The organism is Paenibacillus sp. J22P143 (assembly GCF_059692035.1).
Window position 1 is genome coordinate 1 of the sequence record NZ_JCAUAQ010000036.1, and the last position, 18,555, is coordinate 18,555.

Annotated in this window: 15 protein-coding genes and 1 pseudogene; 4 read left to right on the top strand and 12 right to left on the bottom strand. The window is 39.6% G+C overall.

The features are described from left to right. Positions 1–415: 415 nt before the first annotated feature. Positions 416–1,219 carry a hypothetical protein gene (locus AC58PQ_RS27155; RefSeq protein ID WP_497247120.1) on the bottom strand — a complete coding sequence of 268 codons (804 nt, stop codon included), beginning with the start codon at positions 1,217–1,219 and terminating at the stop codon, positions 416–418. Positions 1,220–1,626: 407 nt separating this feature from the next. On the opposite strand from AC58PQ_RS27155, the gene AC58PQ_RS27160 reads away from it, so the two are divergent. Both AC58PQ_RS27160 and AC58PQ_RS27165 read left to right on the top strand, forming a co-directional pair. Further along, positions 1,627–2,070, top strand: coding sequence for a DUF3888 domain-containing protein (locus tag AC58PQ_RS27160; RefSeq protein ID WP_497247122.1), 444 nt, complete (start codon positions 1,627–1,629; stop codon positions 2,068–2,070). A gap of 181 nt (positions 2,071–2,251) precedes the next feature. Beyond that, on the top strand, positions 2,252–2,533 hold the full coding sequence (locus tag AC58PQ_RS27165) for a hypothetical protein (RefSeq protein ID WP_497247124.1): 282 nt from the start codon (positions 2,252–2,254) through the stop codon (positions 2,531–2,533). Between the two features lie 183 nt (positions 2,534–2,716). On the opposite strand, the gene AC58PQ_RS27170 is transcribed toward AC58PQ_RS27165, so the two are convergent. From AC58PQ_RS27170 to AC58PQ_RS27210, 9 genes and pseudogenes are all read right to left on the bottom strand, one after another. Next, complete coding sequence (locus AC58PQ_RS27170; RefSeq protein WP_497247126.1) at positions 2,717–3,235, bottom strand: hypothetical protein; 519 nt, start codon at positions 3,233–3,235, stop codon at positions 2,717–2,719. Positions 3,236–3,431: 196 nt separating this feature from the next. Beyond that, positions 3,432–4,088, bottom strand: a complete 657-nt coding sequence (locus AC58PQ_RS27175; protein WP_497247128.1) for a DUF4085 family protein — start codon at positions 4,086–4,088, stop codon at positions 3,432–3,434. Between the two features lie 161 nt (positions 4,089–4,249). Further along, positions 4,250–4,684, bottom strand: a complete 435-nt coding sequence (locus AC58PQ_RS27180; RefSeq protein WP_497247130.1) for a DUF1878 family protein — start codon at positions 4,682–4,684, stop codon at positions 4,250–4,252. 134 nt (positions 4,685–4,818) lie between these two features. Next, positions 4,819–5,334, bottom strand: a complete 516-nt coding sequence (locus tag AC58PQ_RS27185; RefSeq protein WP_497247132.1) for a DUF4275 family protein — start codon at positions 5,332–5,334, stop codon at positions 4,819–4,821. A gap of 297 nt (positions 5,335–5,631) precedes the next feature. Then, positions 5,632–6,090, bottom strand: a complete 459-nt coding sequence (locus AC58PQ_RS27190) for a hypothetical protein (RefSeq protein ID WP_497247134.1) — start codon at positions 6,088–6,090, stop codon at positions 5,632–5,634. Between the two features lie 574 nt (positions 6,091–6,664). Continuing rightward, complete coding sequence (locus tag AC58PQ_RS27195; RefSeq protein ID WP_497247136.1) at positions 6,665–7,222, bottom strand: hypothetical protein; 558 nt, start codon at positions 7,220–7,222, stop codon at positions 6,665–6,667. A gap of 288 nt (positions 7,223–7,510) precedes the next feature. Further along, complete coding sequence (ltrA, locus tag AC58PQ_RS27200; RefSeq protein WP_497247186.1) at positions 7,511–8,788, bottom strand: group II intron reverse transcriptase/maturase; 1,278 nt, start codon at positions 8,786–8,788, stop codon at positions 7,511–7,513. A 372-nt stretch (positions 8,789–9,160) separates the two neighbouring features. Further along, positions 9,161–9,409 (bottom strand): hypothetical protein, encoded by a 249-nt coding sequence (locus tag AC58PQ_RS27205; RefSeq protein ID WP_497247188.1) that lies wholly within the window; start codon positions 9,407–9,409, stop codon positions 9,161–9,163. Positions 9,410–9,424: 15 nt separating this feature from the next. Then, positions 9,425–9,616 (bottom strand): annotated as a pseudogene (locus tag AC58PQ_RS27210) (transposase); the annotation flags it as partial. A gap of 535 nt (positions 9,617–10,151) precedes the next feature. On the opposite strand from AC58PQ_RS27210, the gene AC58PQ_RS27215 reads away from it, so the two are divergent. Then, the gene (locus tag AC58PQ_RS27215) at positions 10,152–10,520 is read left to right on the top strand and encodes a hypothetical protein (RefSeq protein WP_497247138.1); all 369 of its coding nucleotides are present in this window, start codon (positions 10,152–10,154) and stop codon (positions 10,518–10,520) included. Between the two features lie 179 nt (positions 10,521–10,699). Here the strand turns inward: AC58PQ_RS27215 and AC58PQ_RS27220 are convergent, their stop codons facing one another. After that, positions 10,700–11,998, bottom strand: coding sequence for an alpha-glucosidase/alpha-galactosidase (locus tag AC58PQ_RS27220; RefSeq protein WP_497247140.1), 1,299 nt, complete (start codon positions 11,996–11,998; stop codon positions 10,700–10,702). 145 nt (positions 11,999–12,143) lie between these two features. On the opposite strand from AC58PQ_RS27220, the gene AC58PQ_RS27225 reads away from it, so the two are divergent. Next, positions 12,144–13,004, top strand: a complete 861-nt coding sequence (locus AC58PQ_RS27225) for an AraC family transcriptional regulator (protein ID WP_497247142.1) — start codon at positions 12,144–12,146, stop codon at positions 13,002–13,004. A 131-nt stretch (positions 13,005–13,135) separates the two neighbouring features. Here AC58PQ_RS27225 and AC58PQ_RS27230 read toward each other — a convergent pair whose 3' ends face one another. Further along, positions 13,136–18,358, bottom strand: a complete 5,223-nt coding sequence (locus tag AC58PQ_RS27230) for a M4 family metallopeptidase (RefSeq protein ID WP_497247144.1) — start codon at positions 18,356–18,358, stop codon at positions 13,136–13,138. Positions 18,359–18,555 lie beyond the last annotated feature (197 nt).

Below are 18,555 nucleotides of genomic sequence, written 5' to 3' on the forward strand. Positions count from 1 at the left end.
TCGGGATACATGGTTCCGTCATTCCCATCCTCGGTTGTAAAGTTGAGATCACTGCTGTAATCTCCTGCTTTTCACACTATGTGATGCTTATAGCAGAACTTGTCGTACTTATCCGTTAGTTTAGTGGACGTGTTATTTTTTGAACCGCAATTTAGCCCTCCATATTATTATTGAGATTGCTGATACGAATACAAATGCAGAAAGTATCAGTAAATATTTATTTTTCCGATTCGGTTCTGTTAATCGGTCTAGGTCCTGAGTAAGCGTCAAACAGCCCCCACCTTGTCTTCAAGTTGAGGGCTGTTCTATATTTTATTCAGATTTAAACACGCGACAAGTCACAGGTAGCGATGGTGATAATGTGTCCACGTTAGTACTAGATTTAAACCACTGCTAAAATACATATTGCATGTTATCACTTCGTAATTTGTTCTTTAGGACTGTTGTCTTTATAACCCTTTGTATCACTAGTATCAAATTTCTTGTTCCTTTTCTCGGAAGAAATATCAATATTTGTTACATTTAGTTTCAACTTATTTGTACCATTCGCTTCATCTACGCTGAGCTTCAGAAGAATTCCTGTTTGGGTATCAACTGACATATTGAAACTAGCACCTGAGTTTTTCACCCCTATAGGAACAACACCTTCAATAATAGTTGCATCTCGCCCGAATAAATTTTCATGGCGTGTAATACTGGAATTACTTGTCTCATCTTCAACCCAAAGAGCTACCTGTTGCGGAAAAGTTACAATAGCTGCTTCACCTGAAAATGCAGGGTCTGAACGGTATTTTATATTACGCTCGCCATCAATAATTTGAACTCGCGGTCCTGTAGGCTTATCAAAAATTTGATTCTTTACCCTTGGAACTTTAGTAAATGACTTGTCAGACTCATTAATATTTAGTTGAAAGTCTTTGTCTGAAGTCTTGCTATTAACAACTTTCCCATTGTTATCTTTTAAATTAACTGTACTACCTGCAGATGCAATATCGCCTTCTTGAACATCGAAATCTACATTACTGAAAGAACTTGAACTTTTATAGGTATAAGAACCACTAACGTTAGTATAGTAATCAATTGAATTAAACATTTTCTCAGTTAATGTGGCTAATTGAGGTGTAGCGGCTTTTTGCGCTTCTGCAGAATGTTGATGGTATATAACGCCAGATGTTAATGTTGCAACAAATAAACTACCTACTATAATCATTTTCTTCATAATGACATTCCTCCAAAAGATTTTATAATTAACAGGATGCTCTAACCGCATCAGCAAGAGTATTTCCAAAAAGGCTATGTACTACTTTGAAATGGACAGTTGAATAATTTGTCGAACTGCCAAAGTCGTTCCAGCCACTAGTCGCAATGTCTTGGTTTAATGTTCCAATCAATTCCGCAAATTAGACCTAAAACAAACTTTTTCAAAACTCATCACTCCCAACATTTAGTTCCTAAAAATAAGACGAAGAGAACAAGTGAAAAGTTTCCATTTTATAACTTTCTTACACGCATACTATTTCACTAAACTGCCCGTTAGCTTAATGGATTAATGACGTAAACGAGGCAACTAAATTTTTGAATAAAAGAAAGGTTCATGGGGGATTTTAACAATGAGGTGATTTTTAAATGAAAAAAATCGTGAAGTATTCAATACTTCCAACTTCATTTCTTGTTATGGCTTTGGCAACTCAACCAATCTATGCCGAACCGAAAGAAAGTGCAGTTTATAAAACGACCTACGCAACAACAGAGGACATTTTTTTAGATTCCATTCAACCCGAGTTAAATAAGTTCGTTCTAGACAAGTATGGTGGTTCTCAAGTTTTTTGGACTGACACCAATATTGTAGAAATAAAACGCCTAGTAAGTCCCACTAAATTTACTTATCAAGTAAAAATGATGTTTAAGGTATTTCCTCAAGATGGAAATCCTCGTTGGGGTCTTGACCAAATCACGTTGAATGTCGACTCTCCTTATCGCAACCAAGAAGCAAAAAACTCCTCAGCTAAACCTAAGATTGAGCTTGTTGAATACAAGCAAGTAACACCGATTCCAACAGATAAACAGTAAAAACACAGGCTGCCGCGCATAATGGGCAGCCTGTGTTTTATTTATGCGTCGAAATATGAAAACAGGGAGCAGCTGCCGTGGCAATCTGCTCCCTGTTTATTGTGCTATCGTTCTGCCTTAGCGCAATGGTCAAACCTTTGATAAAATAATTGAAACAAACCAAGTGATCTAAGGAGGTAACATGAAACAGTTCACTGCTAATAAAGCACCTGAAGATATGTTCACTAAGGCTAGATTGAAGAAAATGGGTCTATCTCCCAATTCTGATCACTCTGCTTTTATTACTTATCCCCCAAGTAAAAGACGCTATAAGTTATACAAGCTTGAGAACGCACGCCCAATTGACAATAATTTAGGATACTCCTTACTCATCTCTGTTAGAAAATCAAACGAAGAAAATTTAAGCCCAGAGAAGCTACGAGAAATCAGTAAACGACTTCACTCACAATATGCCTCAGAATAATTAGCTATATCCTCGAATTATATCAATGAGTTGCTGAGTTAATCTGCCCGTTAGCTCAACGAGGCTACCGTTTAAAACCGGCAGCCTCGTTCTGATGTTTTATTATGCTAAAGTACCCGATAGTGAAGTATAATCCCTGAAAATATGCTGATGCAGCCTAATACTCAGCACTCCCTAGAAGAATTAAAAATTAATAACTTTCCCTAATCCTTTTAATACCTCAAATATTTTAGTATTGTCTCTAGGATCCTGATTTTTTCCATATTGTATTTTGTACATATCGTTATCGCTTCCTTTATTCCACCCAGAAGAGATCTTTGGAATATCAGGATTAAATTGAGAAGATAAATAGGACCAAAAACTCCCTAGATATATTCTTTCATTACCAACAACTACAACAAAAGGTTTGCCACTTAAAGATACTTTCCCATCTAACTTTTCCTCTAAACTAATGCCTTCCTTCATTGTGAATTCATGTTCTGTCCAATCGTATGTTCTAATTTCCTTGTCGGTAACCACAGGTATAGTTTCTAAAGGAAGATCATCAAGCTTTTTACTCATAGCTTCAGTTGTAGAAAATTCTTTAACCAAATAGATTGAGAATTCATTAACAGCACTCTCCTTATTGCCATTATTACAGCCAATCATTAGAAATAGCATAACATTTAGAATTACAAATAATTTTATCTTAGATGATATCATAAGAACCCCTCTCTTTAATTTAGAAGATTCATAACAGTATAGACGTGGGATATTTATAAAGGTTTGATTTTATGGTATTTCATCCAATATTAACATTTCTGTTGCTCAACTATACTGCCTCTTACTTAATAAACGTAAGAGGAGCTGCCGCGAAGCAAGCCCCTCAACTATCGTTCACCGATAGCTTAACACTGAATTATGAAATAACCTCGATATTAACGTTTTCAGCTGAGATAGTAAACTCCACTAAAGGACCTTCTAATAACACATGAAGTTCAAAACCTGTTTCTGTGAGGTAAACTTCATCATAAAGCCAGCCACTCCCTACGCTTAAGTTAGTAGGTTGATTCTTCTGTACTCCTGTAAAGGTTAGCCTGATATCCGTTAAATAATGATAACCGCCTCTACAATCCAATGTCATGATAAACGTGTCTTTCAAAGTCTTCTCAATCGAAGTTACTCGTGCATCGTGTAAAGACTTCTCATACAACTGAATAACATTCTCGGGGAGTGACCTTTTTATGGAGTTATAGTAGTTCCGATATGTAATCCCTTTTGCTTTCGCTCTCTCATCATACTCCAATAGCCATTGGTCAGCCATTTTTCTAAGTTCTTCTGAAGGAAATTGTGATTTTAATGTTCCGTCTTGAATATAGGGATGAAAGGATGCTGGGAGATATTTGAGTAAATCAGCTCTTTTATACTCCAAGTTATTCTTACAAGATTCTTTGAAGTTCCAACCTTCAGATTCATACAAAGCAATGTGGTCTTCCCACTCCTTCTCCGTTTCATGAAAAGTCAAAAAACTTCTTATCTGTGCTTCTTCATAACACTCTTTAGTGAAATATTTCATTCGTTCCTCCTTGTATAGTTCACTTATTAAACATACGGCTTGTATATATGTTGTGTTGCGCCAAACTGCCCGTTAGGTGAGAAGGCTGCCGTTGCTGTCGGCAATCTTCTCCTGATGTCTATTGAGCTATAGTTACCTGGTAGTTGAACAACTTTTCTTTGTTAATGTCCTTCAAATTGGTTCAATAGATAATCACATAGTTCCTTATTAAATGATTGTCTTTTTAAATTTAAGATAAAGTGTTTTGCATTTATTTCTTTATCAGCAAAGATACAGTTCAAGTAATGTTTGAACTCGGAGATACTTGGTAATTCAGTTTTGTATATCTCGTAGGTGTCAATTTGATAAGTTTTTAACAACGTCTTTAACGATTCATCATCTTTGTTTAACTCGTGATAACTATGGTAGATATTATCACCGCCCTCGTATAGACGGTAATTGAAAGCTAATATTATCTTCATTATAGCTTTGACCTGAGTTTCCTCGAAATCATTATCCAAAGCATACATAAAAAAAGGAAATTCATCACCATTGACCATAAATTTAAGTAGTTTAATTTGATATTTTAATTGCCTGATTTCTTTCTCAATATTCATTTCTTCACCTCGCTTATCATATTAAAATAAATTAGAAAATATTAACATTTATTACTAACATGCCCTTTAGTTCAACAGGCTGCCGATTATTCCAGCAGCCTGTTGTCAATAATTTGCTTCGTTTTTTGAAAAGCTTAACTATCCCTAAACACTTTTGTAAAAGTATGGTCCGCACATTGATTCATGGGTGTATACGTACGTCCATGTAAAATTCTTATCAAATAGATATATATCTTGTTCAAATCAAAATCGGATGCAACAATATCACTAGCGTTATTATATTCAAATACAATATCAGGTATATTTTGATACATGACAAATAATTCATTTTTAGTCATAGCATCAAATGCGTTTCTCGCTGCATCTTTTTCAATACAATCTTGCTTCTTAAAACTAAAAATATGCCACTTATACTGATTATAACGAATTTCACTTTTGGTCTCGTCGCTAATGTTCTTTGCAAATGTACTATCCCACAGGTCCATAATTCCATGCTCTTTATCTAATAAGGTTAAAATAGCTACCCCTTTATCATGAATGTTTTTAGTAAAGAGATATTTTTGGCGGATAGCTTCAATGGACCAGTAAACTTTCAGTAATTCTTCATCAGGTAAACTGTCTATCATTTGATTAATTTCTTGTCTATACATACTAAAATTCATTATAATACTGTGATTAAACTGAATAAAATTCACAGTATTTTAATTGCTTTCCTCAGTATAAATCACACTCCAATCCTGTTTGCAGATCCCGTCAGTGAATAACTAGAATTTCACCAAAATGGATCACCGATGCATCTGCACTCCCAGCCAAATGTTTTTTCGTTCCGTTTATATTATAGCACAATTTCCATTTAATTCCATTAAACTGCCCATTACTTGAGAAAAGGCAGCGGAACTAAACGGTTCCGCTGCCTTCACATATTCTTATTGAACTCTCGTTCCCAGTTAGCGTAACAAAACATCTTCCTTGAGTAGGCTAAAAATTGGTATGCTCTTTTCACCTTCATTGTCACATTGATTAAGTGTATACACATAATGATTTTTTATCTCATCCATGCTAATCCTCTTACATCTGTAAACCTGTTTTCCATGCTCAGAACTCATTCCATCTCTGGTATTATCAATGGTCCAGGTGACCTCCCTGCCATTTGATTGCACATCATGAATCCAGTAACCACCGTCGATAATCGGTGGAATGAGCACGAGATAGTCGCCTTTTCCACTTTTATGACGCTGAACCATCTCATTTAAACGGTCTACATCCACCTTATTGAAATGGTGAAGGATAATATCGTTTCTTTCAAGTGCATTTTTGTTGTCAGTCGTTAAATTAATAACTATGATCATTACCAACACCCCGATGATTCCAATAAGCACTCCAATCGTTATCTTTGTTCGTATCATGCATACACCCCGTTTCTACACATATTAGACGTATAAACATTCTATATCGTTGCATTATTTTTCCTAATAATTCCACAAAAGCATTCCGATGACACCACGCTCTACTGCCCGTTAAGCTTAATGAAGTAATGTCCCCCCCTGCCTACACCGTTTTAATCAAATCTCCTTCTTGGAGTACGGATTCGAGATCTTTCTACTGTCTAGCTATACACTTCTTCCGAAAGTTCTCTAGTAAAAGGGAGTGGTTAGGAAAAAACTGAGCGTGGATGCGCCATTTCGTAATTGTAAGGCTTCATGTTTATAAGATCAGAATTGGTATATATTTCCACTCAAAACCCTTTGCTCTGTATGATACTCTTACTTCTTGTTACCTAAAATGGGAGACCACTGAAAAAGTCTTTACGAAGAATTTAAAAGGCTTTTCAGAACACAAAAAATCCGTTTTTAGCCTGTAAGATGGCTTTAAACGGATTTTTTCTTTTTTTATTTGACTTTACATATAAAGATCGATGATCTTCCGAAAAACGCAAGTTTTTCAGTGGCCTCCTAAAATGGTCGGGGGCTTTTTTTGTGTTTATTTAATCTTTGATCGCATGTCGTCAAATGATTTTTTAACTGAAACATCAGTATCCTCTGAATTGAAAACAATTCCGAGCTTCCCTTCAAACACTAAAGCAATCAGCTCTTTCTCAGAATCGTTTTTAATAAGAACAGCGGTTCCTTTCACGCCAGAAGTATCATAATCTGCCGAGCCTTCGACTACAGGGTTTTTGTACATCTCATTCTCTTCAGTTACAGAATTCGCTCCTAGAGTAAATAAGGGTTTCATGTCGTCATGTACATTATCCTCAACAAATTTTTTCTTTGCTTCAACATCGGTTCCATTGAGGTACACATTAATGTAATCAAGTGATAATTGCTCGTCAGCGGTACGTTTTTTATCCTTTTTAGCTTCCGGTGAAGCAGTGGGTGTCGGCTCTTTGGTGGGCTCTTTTGTTTCCTTGACTTGCTCAGCAGGAGTAGTGGTAGTAGTTGCTGTGGGTGTGGGTGTATCCTTCTCATTTGTATCTTTGCTACAACCAGCTAATAGCGCAAATGTAAGCATCACTGAAAATAAGATAGACTTGTTCAAATTATAACCTCCTAGTTTAGGAACTATTGTACTATATACTTCCTATCTTGCCTATTAGTTTCGCCAAAACTGGTCGTTGATTGCTAAGAGGAACCACTATTTTATTTACTGCCCCTATCGTTAAAACTGTAAGCCAAAATCATAATAAAAAGTGTATAGCCATTTTTCTGCGACATGTCTTTTCTCCTTCGTTCTCCCTGAAATTGGAAATCAGTATATTAGACGTTCTAAAATTCATTAAGGTTTCGCTAAGTAGAGTAAAGGGCTGGGGATCCCAGCCCCTCCTCATCAAACCGTACTTGCAGTTTTCCCGCATACGGCTTTCCGACGTTCTTCATCCAGGACAGTACGGTTTTTCCATGTGCATAATGTTTTCAGTTCTGTACGTTGAAGCAGAATATTCATTTCTGACCAATTCCGCTTGCGCTTTCTGTGTTTGTTATTCCAGAACAGTCTCAATCTCCTCAGGATGTACCAGTCCACTTTCGCTAGGAAACGGTTTGCCATACTTCGATCCACATCTTGATGAGCGTAGAAGTTACGCCATCCTTGGATCATAGGATTCAGTAGTTCGACCATCAGCTTTAACGGCCAGTTTAACCGACCTCTGGATGCCGTTTCTTCCTTCAAACGAGTGCGCATCTTCTTCATCGCTTTCTTCGATGGAAAGCTTCGAAGTCTATACATAACCCCTTTTTTATGGAGATGTGGCATCTTCCTGTGGTGAAAACCAAGAAAGTCAAACCCATCCTGATTCTTCCATAGACATACTAACTTTGATTTTGACGTGTTCATGGTTAACTCTAGTTTTCCGAAGATGGCCTTGAGTGCATGAATAGCTTCGATTGCCTGCGGCTTGTACCGGCAAAGAATGACAAGATCATCTGCATACCTGACTAGCTTGCCCAGATGAGAGAATCGCTTCTCCCATATCGTATCGAGGTAGTTGAGATAGATATTGGCAAGAAGCGGAGAAATTACGCCGCCTTGTGGGCTACCGATCTCCGTACAGTGCCGAACGCCATTCTTCATTACGCCTGCTTCAAGCCACTGTCTAATTAACTTTAGAATGCGCCTGTCGCAGATGCGTTCTTCGACCAGTTTCATCAGCTTGCTGTGGGAGATATTATCGAAGTAGCCAGTAATATCTACGTCGACCACCCAGTTGACGGCGACTCCCCAATTAATGCTTTCCCGGATGCTCTTTATTGCGTGATGAGCCGACCGCTTGGGGCGAAATCCATAAGAGCAATCTTTAAAATCTGCTTCGAATATGCCTTCGATCACCAGTTTGGTAGCCATCTGAACAGTCCGGTCACGGACCGTTGGAATACCCAAGGGACGCGTCTTTCCGTCAGGCTTCGGAATCTCTTTCCGTTTGACCGGAGACGGTCGGTATTCCCCATTCATTAGCTGTTGCCTTATCTCTTCGATGAAGAATTCTTCACCAATCTCTCGAACGATGAATTCGATTGATTGTCCATCGATGCCGGCACTTCCACGATTGGTTCTCACTCTTCTCCATGCTTCTTGCAGGATATCTTTCCGGAATACTTTGTCGTACAGCGCATGAAACTTACGCTTTGGGTTCTCCTTAGCCGCAAGATAGAGGGTATTTTGGAGTTGTCGAGTATCCCGTAAACGAAGTGAGGTATTGCCTTTCGGCGCCCTTCCCTCCCCAGGGTTATGTTGTCCGCCGGATCATTGGTAGTATGGCCCCCTCCGACTCCCTTCCCGCAGCTCGCCATTTCACCTTTAGGGCTTATAGGTTTGCTCGTTACGAAAAAAAAAATTCATGCGGGGGAGGGTCTCAAAAAGATTAGCGCTTGATAAGGATATCCTTCTATTCAGTTCAAGTAAATTAAAGTTTATGCAATTGCTAGTGGTGATTAAATATTTCACATCTCTACGCTTGTCTATCCCCCTAGATGAATAATTTTAGAATCGAAATTGGATGATTACGAATAACAACAGTAGTACTCCCATTATCGCTGAAAACATCCCCCTTTTTTCTTTTCTTGAAAAATAATTAGAAATACCATCGAAAGTGATAGAACAAGCAAGTGAAACCATCGTCCACCAAATTCTATTCTGATCCCCGGAGTCATTAATTAAACTATAGATTCCAATAACACCAGTTACTACAGCAAAGATGATTCCAAGTATTCCTGTTATTTTCCCCAACATTGCAACTCCCTCCCAAGAACGCTCAACGATGTCGACATCGGACAAATCAAAAATAGCCTTAAGCAACAAATATTTAAACATTCTAATCGGATCGATCGCATTACGACCGTTATCGAGACAGTAATTGACCTGAAGTTCTTCGTATATGAATGAAAAATCCACGAGTTCATTAATTTGTCGAAGCAAATTATTCTTAGGCACAATCAAATTATAGAGTTCAACATAAGGACTTTTTGCCGCAGGCTTCTTCTTTTCTTATTTCCGTTACCCTCAACTTATATGAAGTGATTGTTTTTTTATAGAATCATATTTTACGAACAAAGGAAAAAATTTTGGGGTAACAATGAATGAAAACTGTTCATTGTCATTGTTTTTATACGAGACAATATAATCACCGAACTGAGGTACGTACTCGATTTCCTTGAACGACAAAGTATTCCCGTAATTAATATAAACATAAACTTGAACTACAGATTTAGCAATATATCGTTGGATAGCTGAGAACTGTTCAATAATAATTAACGCCAAAAATATCATTAATAGTATCAAGATAATTCTAAATCTTCTTGAATTCGGCTTTTTAGCAATCATTTGATCCCTCCCCTTATTATAGATGATTATACCATTAATCATTATATCATAAAAATATGGGATAAATTTCAAATTAAAACTTGTAATATACGAGTTCATAAATTACAATAAAACAGTATTTATTCCATTAATTGATATGAATGTCAAATAAATGAAAAAGAAAATTTTCGTCATATTGAGTGCTGCCATGATGTTGAGCAGTACTACCGTCCTTGCAGATAATACAGAAAAATTAGATTCAAGCAAAAGCACGGCTTCAACAATAGTAATCGATTCTAAAAAAAATCCTTATATCGAACAACATCTAAAGGAAAAGAAGGGATATAGCGCTCAAAAAACAGATAAAATAGCCGTAGATTCTGTAATTGAAGAGAATATGATCCTCTCTGCATTAACCTCTTACTATCAAAATGATCTGTCTGTTGCTACAATACTGAAATCTATCTCTAAAGAGTCCAATATCGATGAGAAGACAGTGTCACATTTACTTCAAGAAGAACGAATAGGAGCTGCCGTGTAGCAAGCTCCTCAACTATTGTTTGTCGTTAGCTTAATGCCATTCCCAGTCTAATACTATATTTTGCCTGGTCTAATGGTTTATTTTCTTTTACCATTTAGGCTCGTTTTCCGAGCCTATCTCCCCCCCTCGCTCACAAGCCAAAAAAGGTCGCAGGGACAACCATCCCCGCGACCTTTTTCTTAGTGATACTCAGGCAGCCACTTGCCGTGAGCCGCAATCAACTCATCGCACATCGCGACGATGTCGTCCATCGACAGCTCCGCTGATGTGTGCGGATCCAGCATTGCCGCGTGATAAATGTGCTCACGTTTACGTGTAATCGCCGCTTCAATCGTCAACAACTGCGTGTTGATGTTCGTGCGGTTGAGCGCCGCCAGCTGCGGAGGCAGATCTCCTACATACGTAGGCGTAACGCCGTTGCGATCAACCAAGCAAGTCACTTCTACACACGCTTCACGCGGTAAGTTCGTGATCAAGCCGGTATTCATGACGTTACCGCCGATTTTGAACGGAACATCGGTCTCGATCGCTTCGAAAATATACGAAGCATACTCATGCGAACGCTCATGCGTTAGATTCGCATCGTTCACGAGATCCTCGCGCATTTGCTTCCAGCGGCTAATTTGATCGATACAACGGCGCGGATACTCATCCAATGGAATATTGAAACGGTCCACAAGCTCTGGGTAATTTCGCTTAATAAAATACGGATGATACTCCGCATTATGCTCAGAGGATTCGGTAATATAATGGCCGAATTTCAGCATCATTTCGTAACGAACCATGTCCTTGTGCTTCTCTTTTTGCTTCTCAGCAGCACGACGCTTAATTTCCGGATAGAGATCGACACCATCCCTGGACACTTCGAGCAGCCACGCCATATGGTTAATACCGGCAATTTTCGCTTTGACCCCTGTTTGATCAATCTCCAAGTGTTTAAACAGCTCCGGCACACAACTTTGCACGCTGTGGCACAATCCAACTGTACGCACACCGCCATACGTGTTCATCACATTGGTCAAAACCGCCATCGGATTCGTGTAGTTTAGGAACAACGCATCTGGGCATACCTCGCGCACATCAGCAGCAAAGTCCAACATGACAGGGATCGTTCTCAAGTTTCTGAAAATACCGCCAATCCCAACCGTATCTGCAATCGTTTGACGCAATCCGTACTTCTTCGGAATTTCAAAATCCGTAATCGTACATGGATCATAGCCACCTACTTGGATCGCATTTACCACATATTTGGCAGCGCTCAGTGCTTCCTTTCGGTCTGTATACGCTTTAATAATCGAGGTACTTCCACTTGTTTTTTTGATGTTATTCAGCATGTTAGCTGAATCTTGTAACCGTTCATGATCAATATCAAAGAGAGCGATTTCAAAGCCTTGCAGCGCGGGTGTAAGCAAACAATCACCAAGTACATTTTTCGCAAAAACCGTGCTTCCTGCACCTAAAAAAGTAATTTTGGACATGTGAGATTCTCCTCCAATAGTTCATCTATTAACATATCCTTACTATAGCGCAAGCCCGGTTTGAAAAATATGGATTGAAACAACTCCAATATGGACATTTGTAGTTTAATCAGGTACGCTCAAAAGAAAACATAACGAGGCTCCTATGCAACCGGAACACACCTACTTCACAGTAAGTATTAACCCGCTTCACAGTAATCTTGATTTATCTGTCCTTTTTAGCGGTGAAGGCAAACCCAACCCCTTGCATAGAATGGGCCCTGCTGTTCATGACTATTTCTTGGTGCACACGGTTCATGCCGGAACAGGTACCTTTGAAATGTGTGGCCGAACGTACGCCTGCACGGCTGGAGATTCGTTCATCATTTATCCAGGCGAGCTGTTCACGTACACCGCTGATGCCGAAACGCCTTGGCACTATACATGGGTTGCCTTTACCGGGCGAGCCGCAGGCACCACTCTCGCACAAATTGGCGTCTCACCCGAGCAAGCCGTCATAACTGGCAGTACGCCGCGTACAATTCGGCACTACTATCGCCATATCCGCTCCTGCTTTAGCCAAACCGCTTTTCCACAGTTAGAGGAACTGGAAGCCGAGGGCTGGCTGCGCCTGCTGCTTCGTGAGCTAGGACGTGCGAATACACAACATATCTCCGTTAAGCCTGCAGCTGAAAGCGATATTAAACGCCAAATTGGACAAGCCATCCGCTACTTAGAATTGCAGTACACCCAAACGGTCTCTATCGAGCATCTCGCTCGTAGTCTAGGCTATCATCGTACTTATTTGTGCAAAATGTTCAAACAATCCACCGGCTTATCGCCGATGCAGTATCTGTTCAACATCCGCATGGATCGGGCCAAGCAGCTACTGATGACAACCGCCATGACGATCGATCAGGTTGCGTCCTCTGTCGGCTTCAACGATGCGCTCTATTTCTCGAAGCAATTCCACAAATGGAGCGGATCTGCACCCTCGGTGTATCGCAAGGAACTACGTAGTATATAGCCTTATTCCACTAAGTCCGAAATTGTTTGCACTGCTTTCAGCGATCTGATCTACGCGCTTGAGCACATAGAAAAGCCTGACAGGGGCAATGTCCCGTCAGGCTTTTCTGTATAAAATAGTAAATCCAATGATTAGTTAATGAATTTCAAATGTTGTAACATCCGTTTAAGCACTGTAACAGCCTGCGCTCTAGTAACCAGAGAACCAGGCTCAAAAGAATTTTGTGTTACACCTTCCATGATGCCATTGTTTAGTAAGGAAATAATATCTGCTGAGGCCCAGCTCGGAACATTCCCTCGATCAGTTAATGCATTTAATTTACTTTGATCTTGTCCGGAACTTTGGATGGATTGAGCAGTATTCGCATACTTCATTGCACGACCAATCATAACCGCCATCTCTTGACGGGAGATTGAGCCATTTGGATTAAATGTACCATCCTCATACCCTAGAACAAGTCCTGCTCTTGCTGCTGCAGTAACTGATTTAGAATACCAATCGGTTGCAAGGATATCTTTAAACTTGGAGTTCTCTTCAGTTACCTTAATACCGAGTGCACGAATCAAAATCGTTGCAAACTCTGCACGTGTGATCTGTTTCTCTGGCATAAAGGACTGTTCTGTTATACCAAGCACAATTTTCTTTGATGCCATTAATTCAATATCGGATTTAGCCCAATGCTGGTTAACGTCATTAAATGTTTTTGACGCTTGGACAACGGTATAGATACTATTATGTGGTGCAGTAATATCAACAATTGTTTGACCTTCTGAGTTTCTAGCAAAAGCCGGGATAAACGAAGTTTCTTTTGTTTCTGGGTTATAGACTAATACGGAAATCTTGGAAATATCAACATTTCCGGGAATTGTTATTGACCTTGAGACATAAGTACCGTTAAAATCGGAAATTTCGTTATTGCCTATTGAAATTTTGAAATCAATAGAATCACTAACTGGCGAATATCCATCCGATGCCATCGAACTTTTGATTTGGTCATTAAGCGCGCTATCTGGCTTTTCAACAATAATATTAACCTTGCTGCCATTGCCTGAAGCGCTTGTTAGATTTGCAAGCAGTTGAACTGGAATTACAAAAGTTGTAACACCCGATTGAATAGAAATAACAGCAGTTGGTGCTTGCTTGGCAGCTTCACTAAAAAATTGGGCAGACAATTCGACTTGAATGCCATTCCCAAAGTTTTCAATTGGCATCGTAACAGTTGGGATAGATGGCTGCTTATTTTTTTCAGCTTCTTCCACTGAACCAGTAAGTGCTAACTGAATGGCATCCATAAGCTTGTCAGTATCGGGCTTCACTCTAAGTATACTTTTGCCATTGCTGTCGGTTATTGTTTCTGTTTGGATCGCGTCACTATTTAAAATTTGTGTTGAACCTGGTTGCTGATTTGAATTACCAGTTGGAATAAAGAAGCCCCCACCTCCACCAGGTGTACCGTTACTAGGTGTACTGCCACCAGGCGCTGCACAACCGTTTACCGAAGCAATGGATTGCGTTGTAGCAGTTAAAGCATTCAAAGCTGCAGCATTAGGTATTGAATAGGTAATGACCGAAGTGCGCTTTCCACCTAATTCTGGACTGACGAGAAATAGCTTATTCGCCTGACCACTGCTTAAAATATTCGTTACAGGCTGACTCAATTGAATCTGACCCAGCTTTTGGAACGTGCTGTATCTCCACGTAGTTAACGCATTATCCTTAAGGGTGTAGAAGCGGTCTTGTCCCAAATCAAAAGCAATATCAGTGAATGAGTCAATAGTCCGAACATATATCATATCGGTTGATTGTTGGGATGTACTCGTAAAGATAGTACCAGCACCGTTGAATAAATATTGTCCATCAGGAGATATGCGCAGCAATGTTGTCATGGCATAATCACCATGATAAGGAGAATCATAACCGCCGAAATGGTGACCTTCTGTAAATACTCCGTTGTTGCTCACGGTGAATTCTCGAATATCTCTAGGACTGCTAGTCGTATCTATCGCATATATTTTGTTTAAATTTGGACTTATTTGCAGGTAAGAGCGATGATCGATAGTTGTATAGTCATAAACGCTTTTCGTTACCGAAGAATAGGAATGAAAATTTGTCCATTGACCGGAACCTGAGGAAACGTAAATGACGCCATGACTATCAACAACCAAATCGAATGGATCTACGCTAATCTGAAACTCATCTTTTAGTCGCAGGTCAGTGCCATCTAGGATAGCCAGACTCCCCGTTTGGTTTTCCTCCGACCAATAATAGCTGTGTGGCTGATGCGACAAGGCGACAAAAACTTCATCCTCTGTTGCGAATATCCGCTCTGCAGGATAGTCAAGCTCAATCATCTTGGTTTCTCCGGTTACCATATTGGCAGAAACAACATGCGTGTCACCTTGGAAAATGGAATACACGATTGGTTTAGCCGGGTGCTTCACGATTTGCTTAAGTAAATTATTGATATGGAAGTTATTTGGTTCTCCAACAGGTTGTGATACAACAGTTCGATTAACGACTGGTATTCCATTGAAGGCAGGAGCTGCATTATTATTCAAATCGACTATAATGCTGGAATTTGGTTGCTGTGAATATGAAATGGTGACCGAATCGCTAGGCCTTACTTTTTGTCCCAAATACAGAGTAATCGCCCTTGCATTTGCTTCTATGTTATTAATAGCAATTTGGTTGCCGTTCAATTTAACCTGAAACCCAGCAGAACTGTAAGAATAGTAATATCTGACATATTCATCATATGTAAGAACTAATTGATCATTATCAATTCTTGCCGTAAGTAAGTTAGGCAGGTTGGTATCCCCAACTAATACATAACCTACGTTGTGATCAGGGCGCAGGGGAATGTTACTGCTTGATTTAGCACCCAATACCGTGATTTTATAGGCTACTTCAGAAGTTAGATTCCTTACTGTTAATGTAACTCTAGAAGCTGTATTGTCGACGATTAAACTACTAACCTGAGCCGTTGGCGCGGAAGGAATTAGCGGTTCAACCACGTAATTAGCAATTGAATTGATCGTATTTGGATTCATTGCCTTATTAAAATACAAACTAATTGTCGTTTGTGAAGTAGATTCTGCACCTAGCAACTTAGGACTGACCGAATCCTTAATTCCTCGAACGGTCCACTGTTCATTTGAACCATCCTGTGCCGTAACCGTATATGTTACCGGATTCGTGAAGTTTACTTGCGTACCACTCGCAGGAGAAACTGAGGCTCCAGGTGACACTTCTAAATAAGGAATCAATGACGTAATATTGGTATTTCCTTCAACATAGAACGTTACGGTGCGTGCTACGGGATCAATCAATGTTTCCCCCGTTTGTTCGTTTACAGATAATGAAACAATATCACCAGAAGTAACGGCGTTTGCGGCCACGCCCTTAATCGTCCACACTTGTGAAAGCCCGCTCTGAGATCGGATTGTATAAGAAACCGGTGCGGTAAAATCCTGCGAACTGGTTGCTCCTGATACAATTGTCGCACCAGGTGAGAGGAAAATATTTGGCGCCAAAGCATTCAAACATGAGCTATAAGTAACGGTAAAATCAACGGTATGTGCTACATTGTCAATGATTGGAGATCCAACCATATTGGGCACATAGAATGATACGATATTATTCTCATCATTGGTATAAGGTAAGCCAACTGCCGCCCAAGCACTTTTGACGACTTGAATAATACTTGCTTTTTGTTCAGCGTTTACAGTTAGGTCACCCGCAGCCAAAACGAAAGAGTCGCGCGCATCTGCGAAGTCTGAAGTTGGCGTCAAATATGAAGTCATTGCACCATATGCAATCTGGCCAAGTAGCTTCTTACCTTGCCCACTAAGTCCTTGTATTTGCTCGATTCCTGTCCCTATTAGATATGCAGCGTGATTCGGAATGCCGCTGTTAATGTGGACACCTCCGTTATCGTGATCAATATCAAGGGGTAGATTTCGAAAGTCATTCATATGAGAAGGCTGGGCAGTTAATCCGCGAGAAGGATTTTCCAAATCACGAAGCACATATGTGGCTTGCGTAACACCAATATCCTCTCCGATGGTCCAATCATCTGAATCAATAACGACGGCCATGATATCCGACAAAGATTCATTCAGTGCTCCTGGTTGACTTGCGTATTCCAAGCCTGCGGTATATTCAGTTATGCCATGAGTCAGCTCGTGAGCCACAACATCTAACCCACAGGACAAGCAGGCGAAATTCTGGTTACCATCGCCATACATCATTTCATTACCGTTCCAGAATGCGTTATCTATTGCACCAACATTTACTACAGAAATGATTGACATTCCCTTGTTATCAATGCTATTTCTTTGTAAATTTTGTTTGTAGTAGTCGTACACAATACCAGAAAAATAATGAGCATCTACAGCTGTCGGGTCGTTAAAGGTCTGTGAGTAACTGGATATCGGACCCGTAAACGGCTTCATAAAATCATAGGTAGCAATAACGCCGTCTTCTTCGTTATTTTCAATACGGTACATCGATTTGGATTTGTCTAGGAGCGAATAATAACCATCGGAATCACGTGTAATGTTCAAGGTTTTTGAATCGCCATTGTAGCCCTTCCCTGTTCCAGACGCACTGTCAGGACTAATCTCGGTCAAGCGGCTAAATTTATGAATAATAACTCCCGTTTTGGCATCGACAAAGCCGACCCAACGATTATAAGTTGGCGTGATATATTCGATATCTATTTGATAAGCAAGCAGATATTGGTTTTGATAAGGATATATAATAAGCTCTGTTTTAGGATCATTTAACTTTCTAGGACCAATATTGCCGCCTAACTCGATCGAATAGCCCACTGTGTTTTCAATTTCCTTGTGTAAGTTCTCAATGGCTTGGCCAGAGCTCACTGTTGGATTAATATCAATTAAGAGTGAATTAATCTCGGAATTGGATTGATTGGTAATGGCATATAATGATTTTGCCGTATTTAAATGAGCACGCATATATTTACCATACACAGGAATCCCTTTATAATTCTGCTGAAGTAAATAGTGGGCTTGTCCAGCCTTATCTACATCTTTTTTTAGGATTTGAAGATCATTCTGTGGGCTGGTGAAGCCAAATACACTCTTTTGAGTCGTAAGATAATTATAAATCTCAGTATCACTGCGAATAGCACCTGATAGATTGCCTTGTAGCATACGAGGTGGCGGAGATTGAATATGATTGGATGAAATCGGTTCCGTTTGCTGTGAAATTACTGACTGGGGCTGGACTATTTCAGAGGCAAGCACAATATTCTGGAGTCCGAGGCTAGAAATGAATAGCAAAACAGCTAAAAAAAGATAAAGCTTTGGCATAAAACGAAATAAACTCAATAAAATATCCTCCTTGGCTGTGAAAACTACTAAAAATGATTATTACTAGAAATGGAAATTTCTAGGACCTACAAATACTATAGTATAGAGAGGAATCTAGTACAATCTATTTATACAATCTAGCGTGGGTCAGCGTAAGGCTGTATCACTAAGAGGAAAGTAAAAGACAAATGCTAACGTCTGCATTGGTCTTTTAC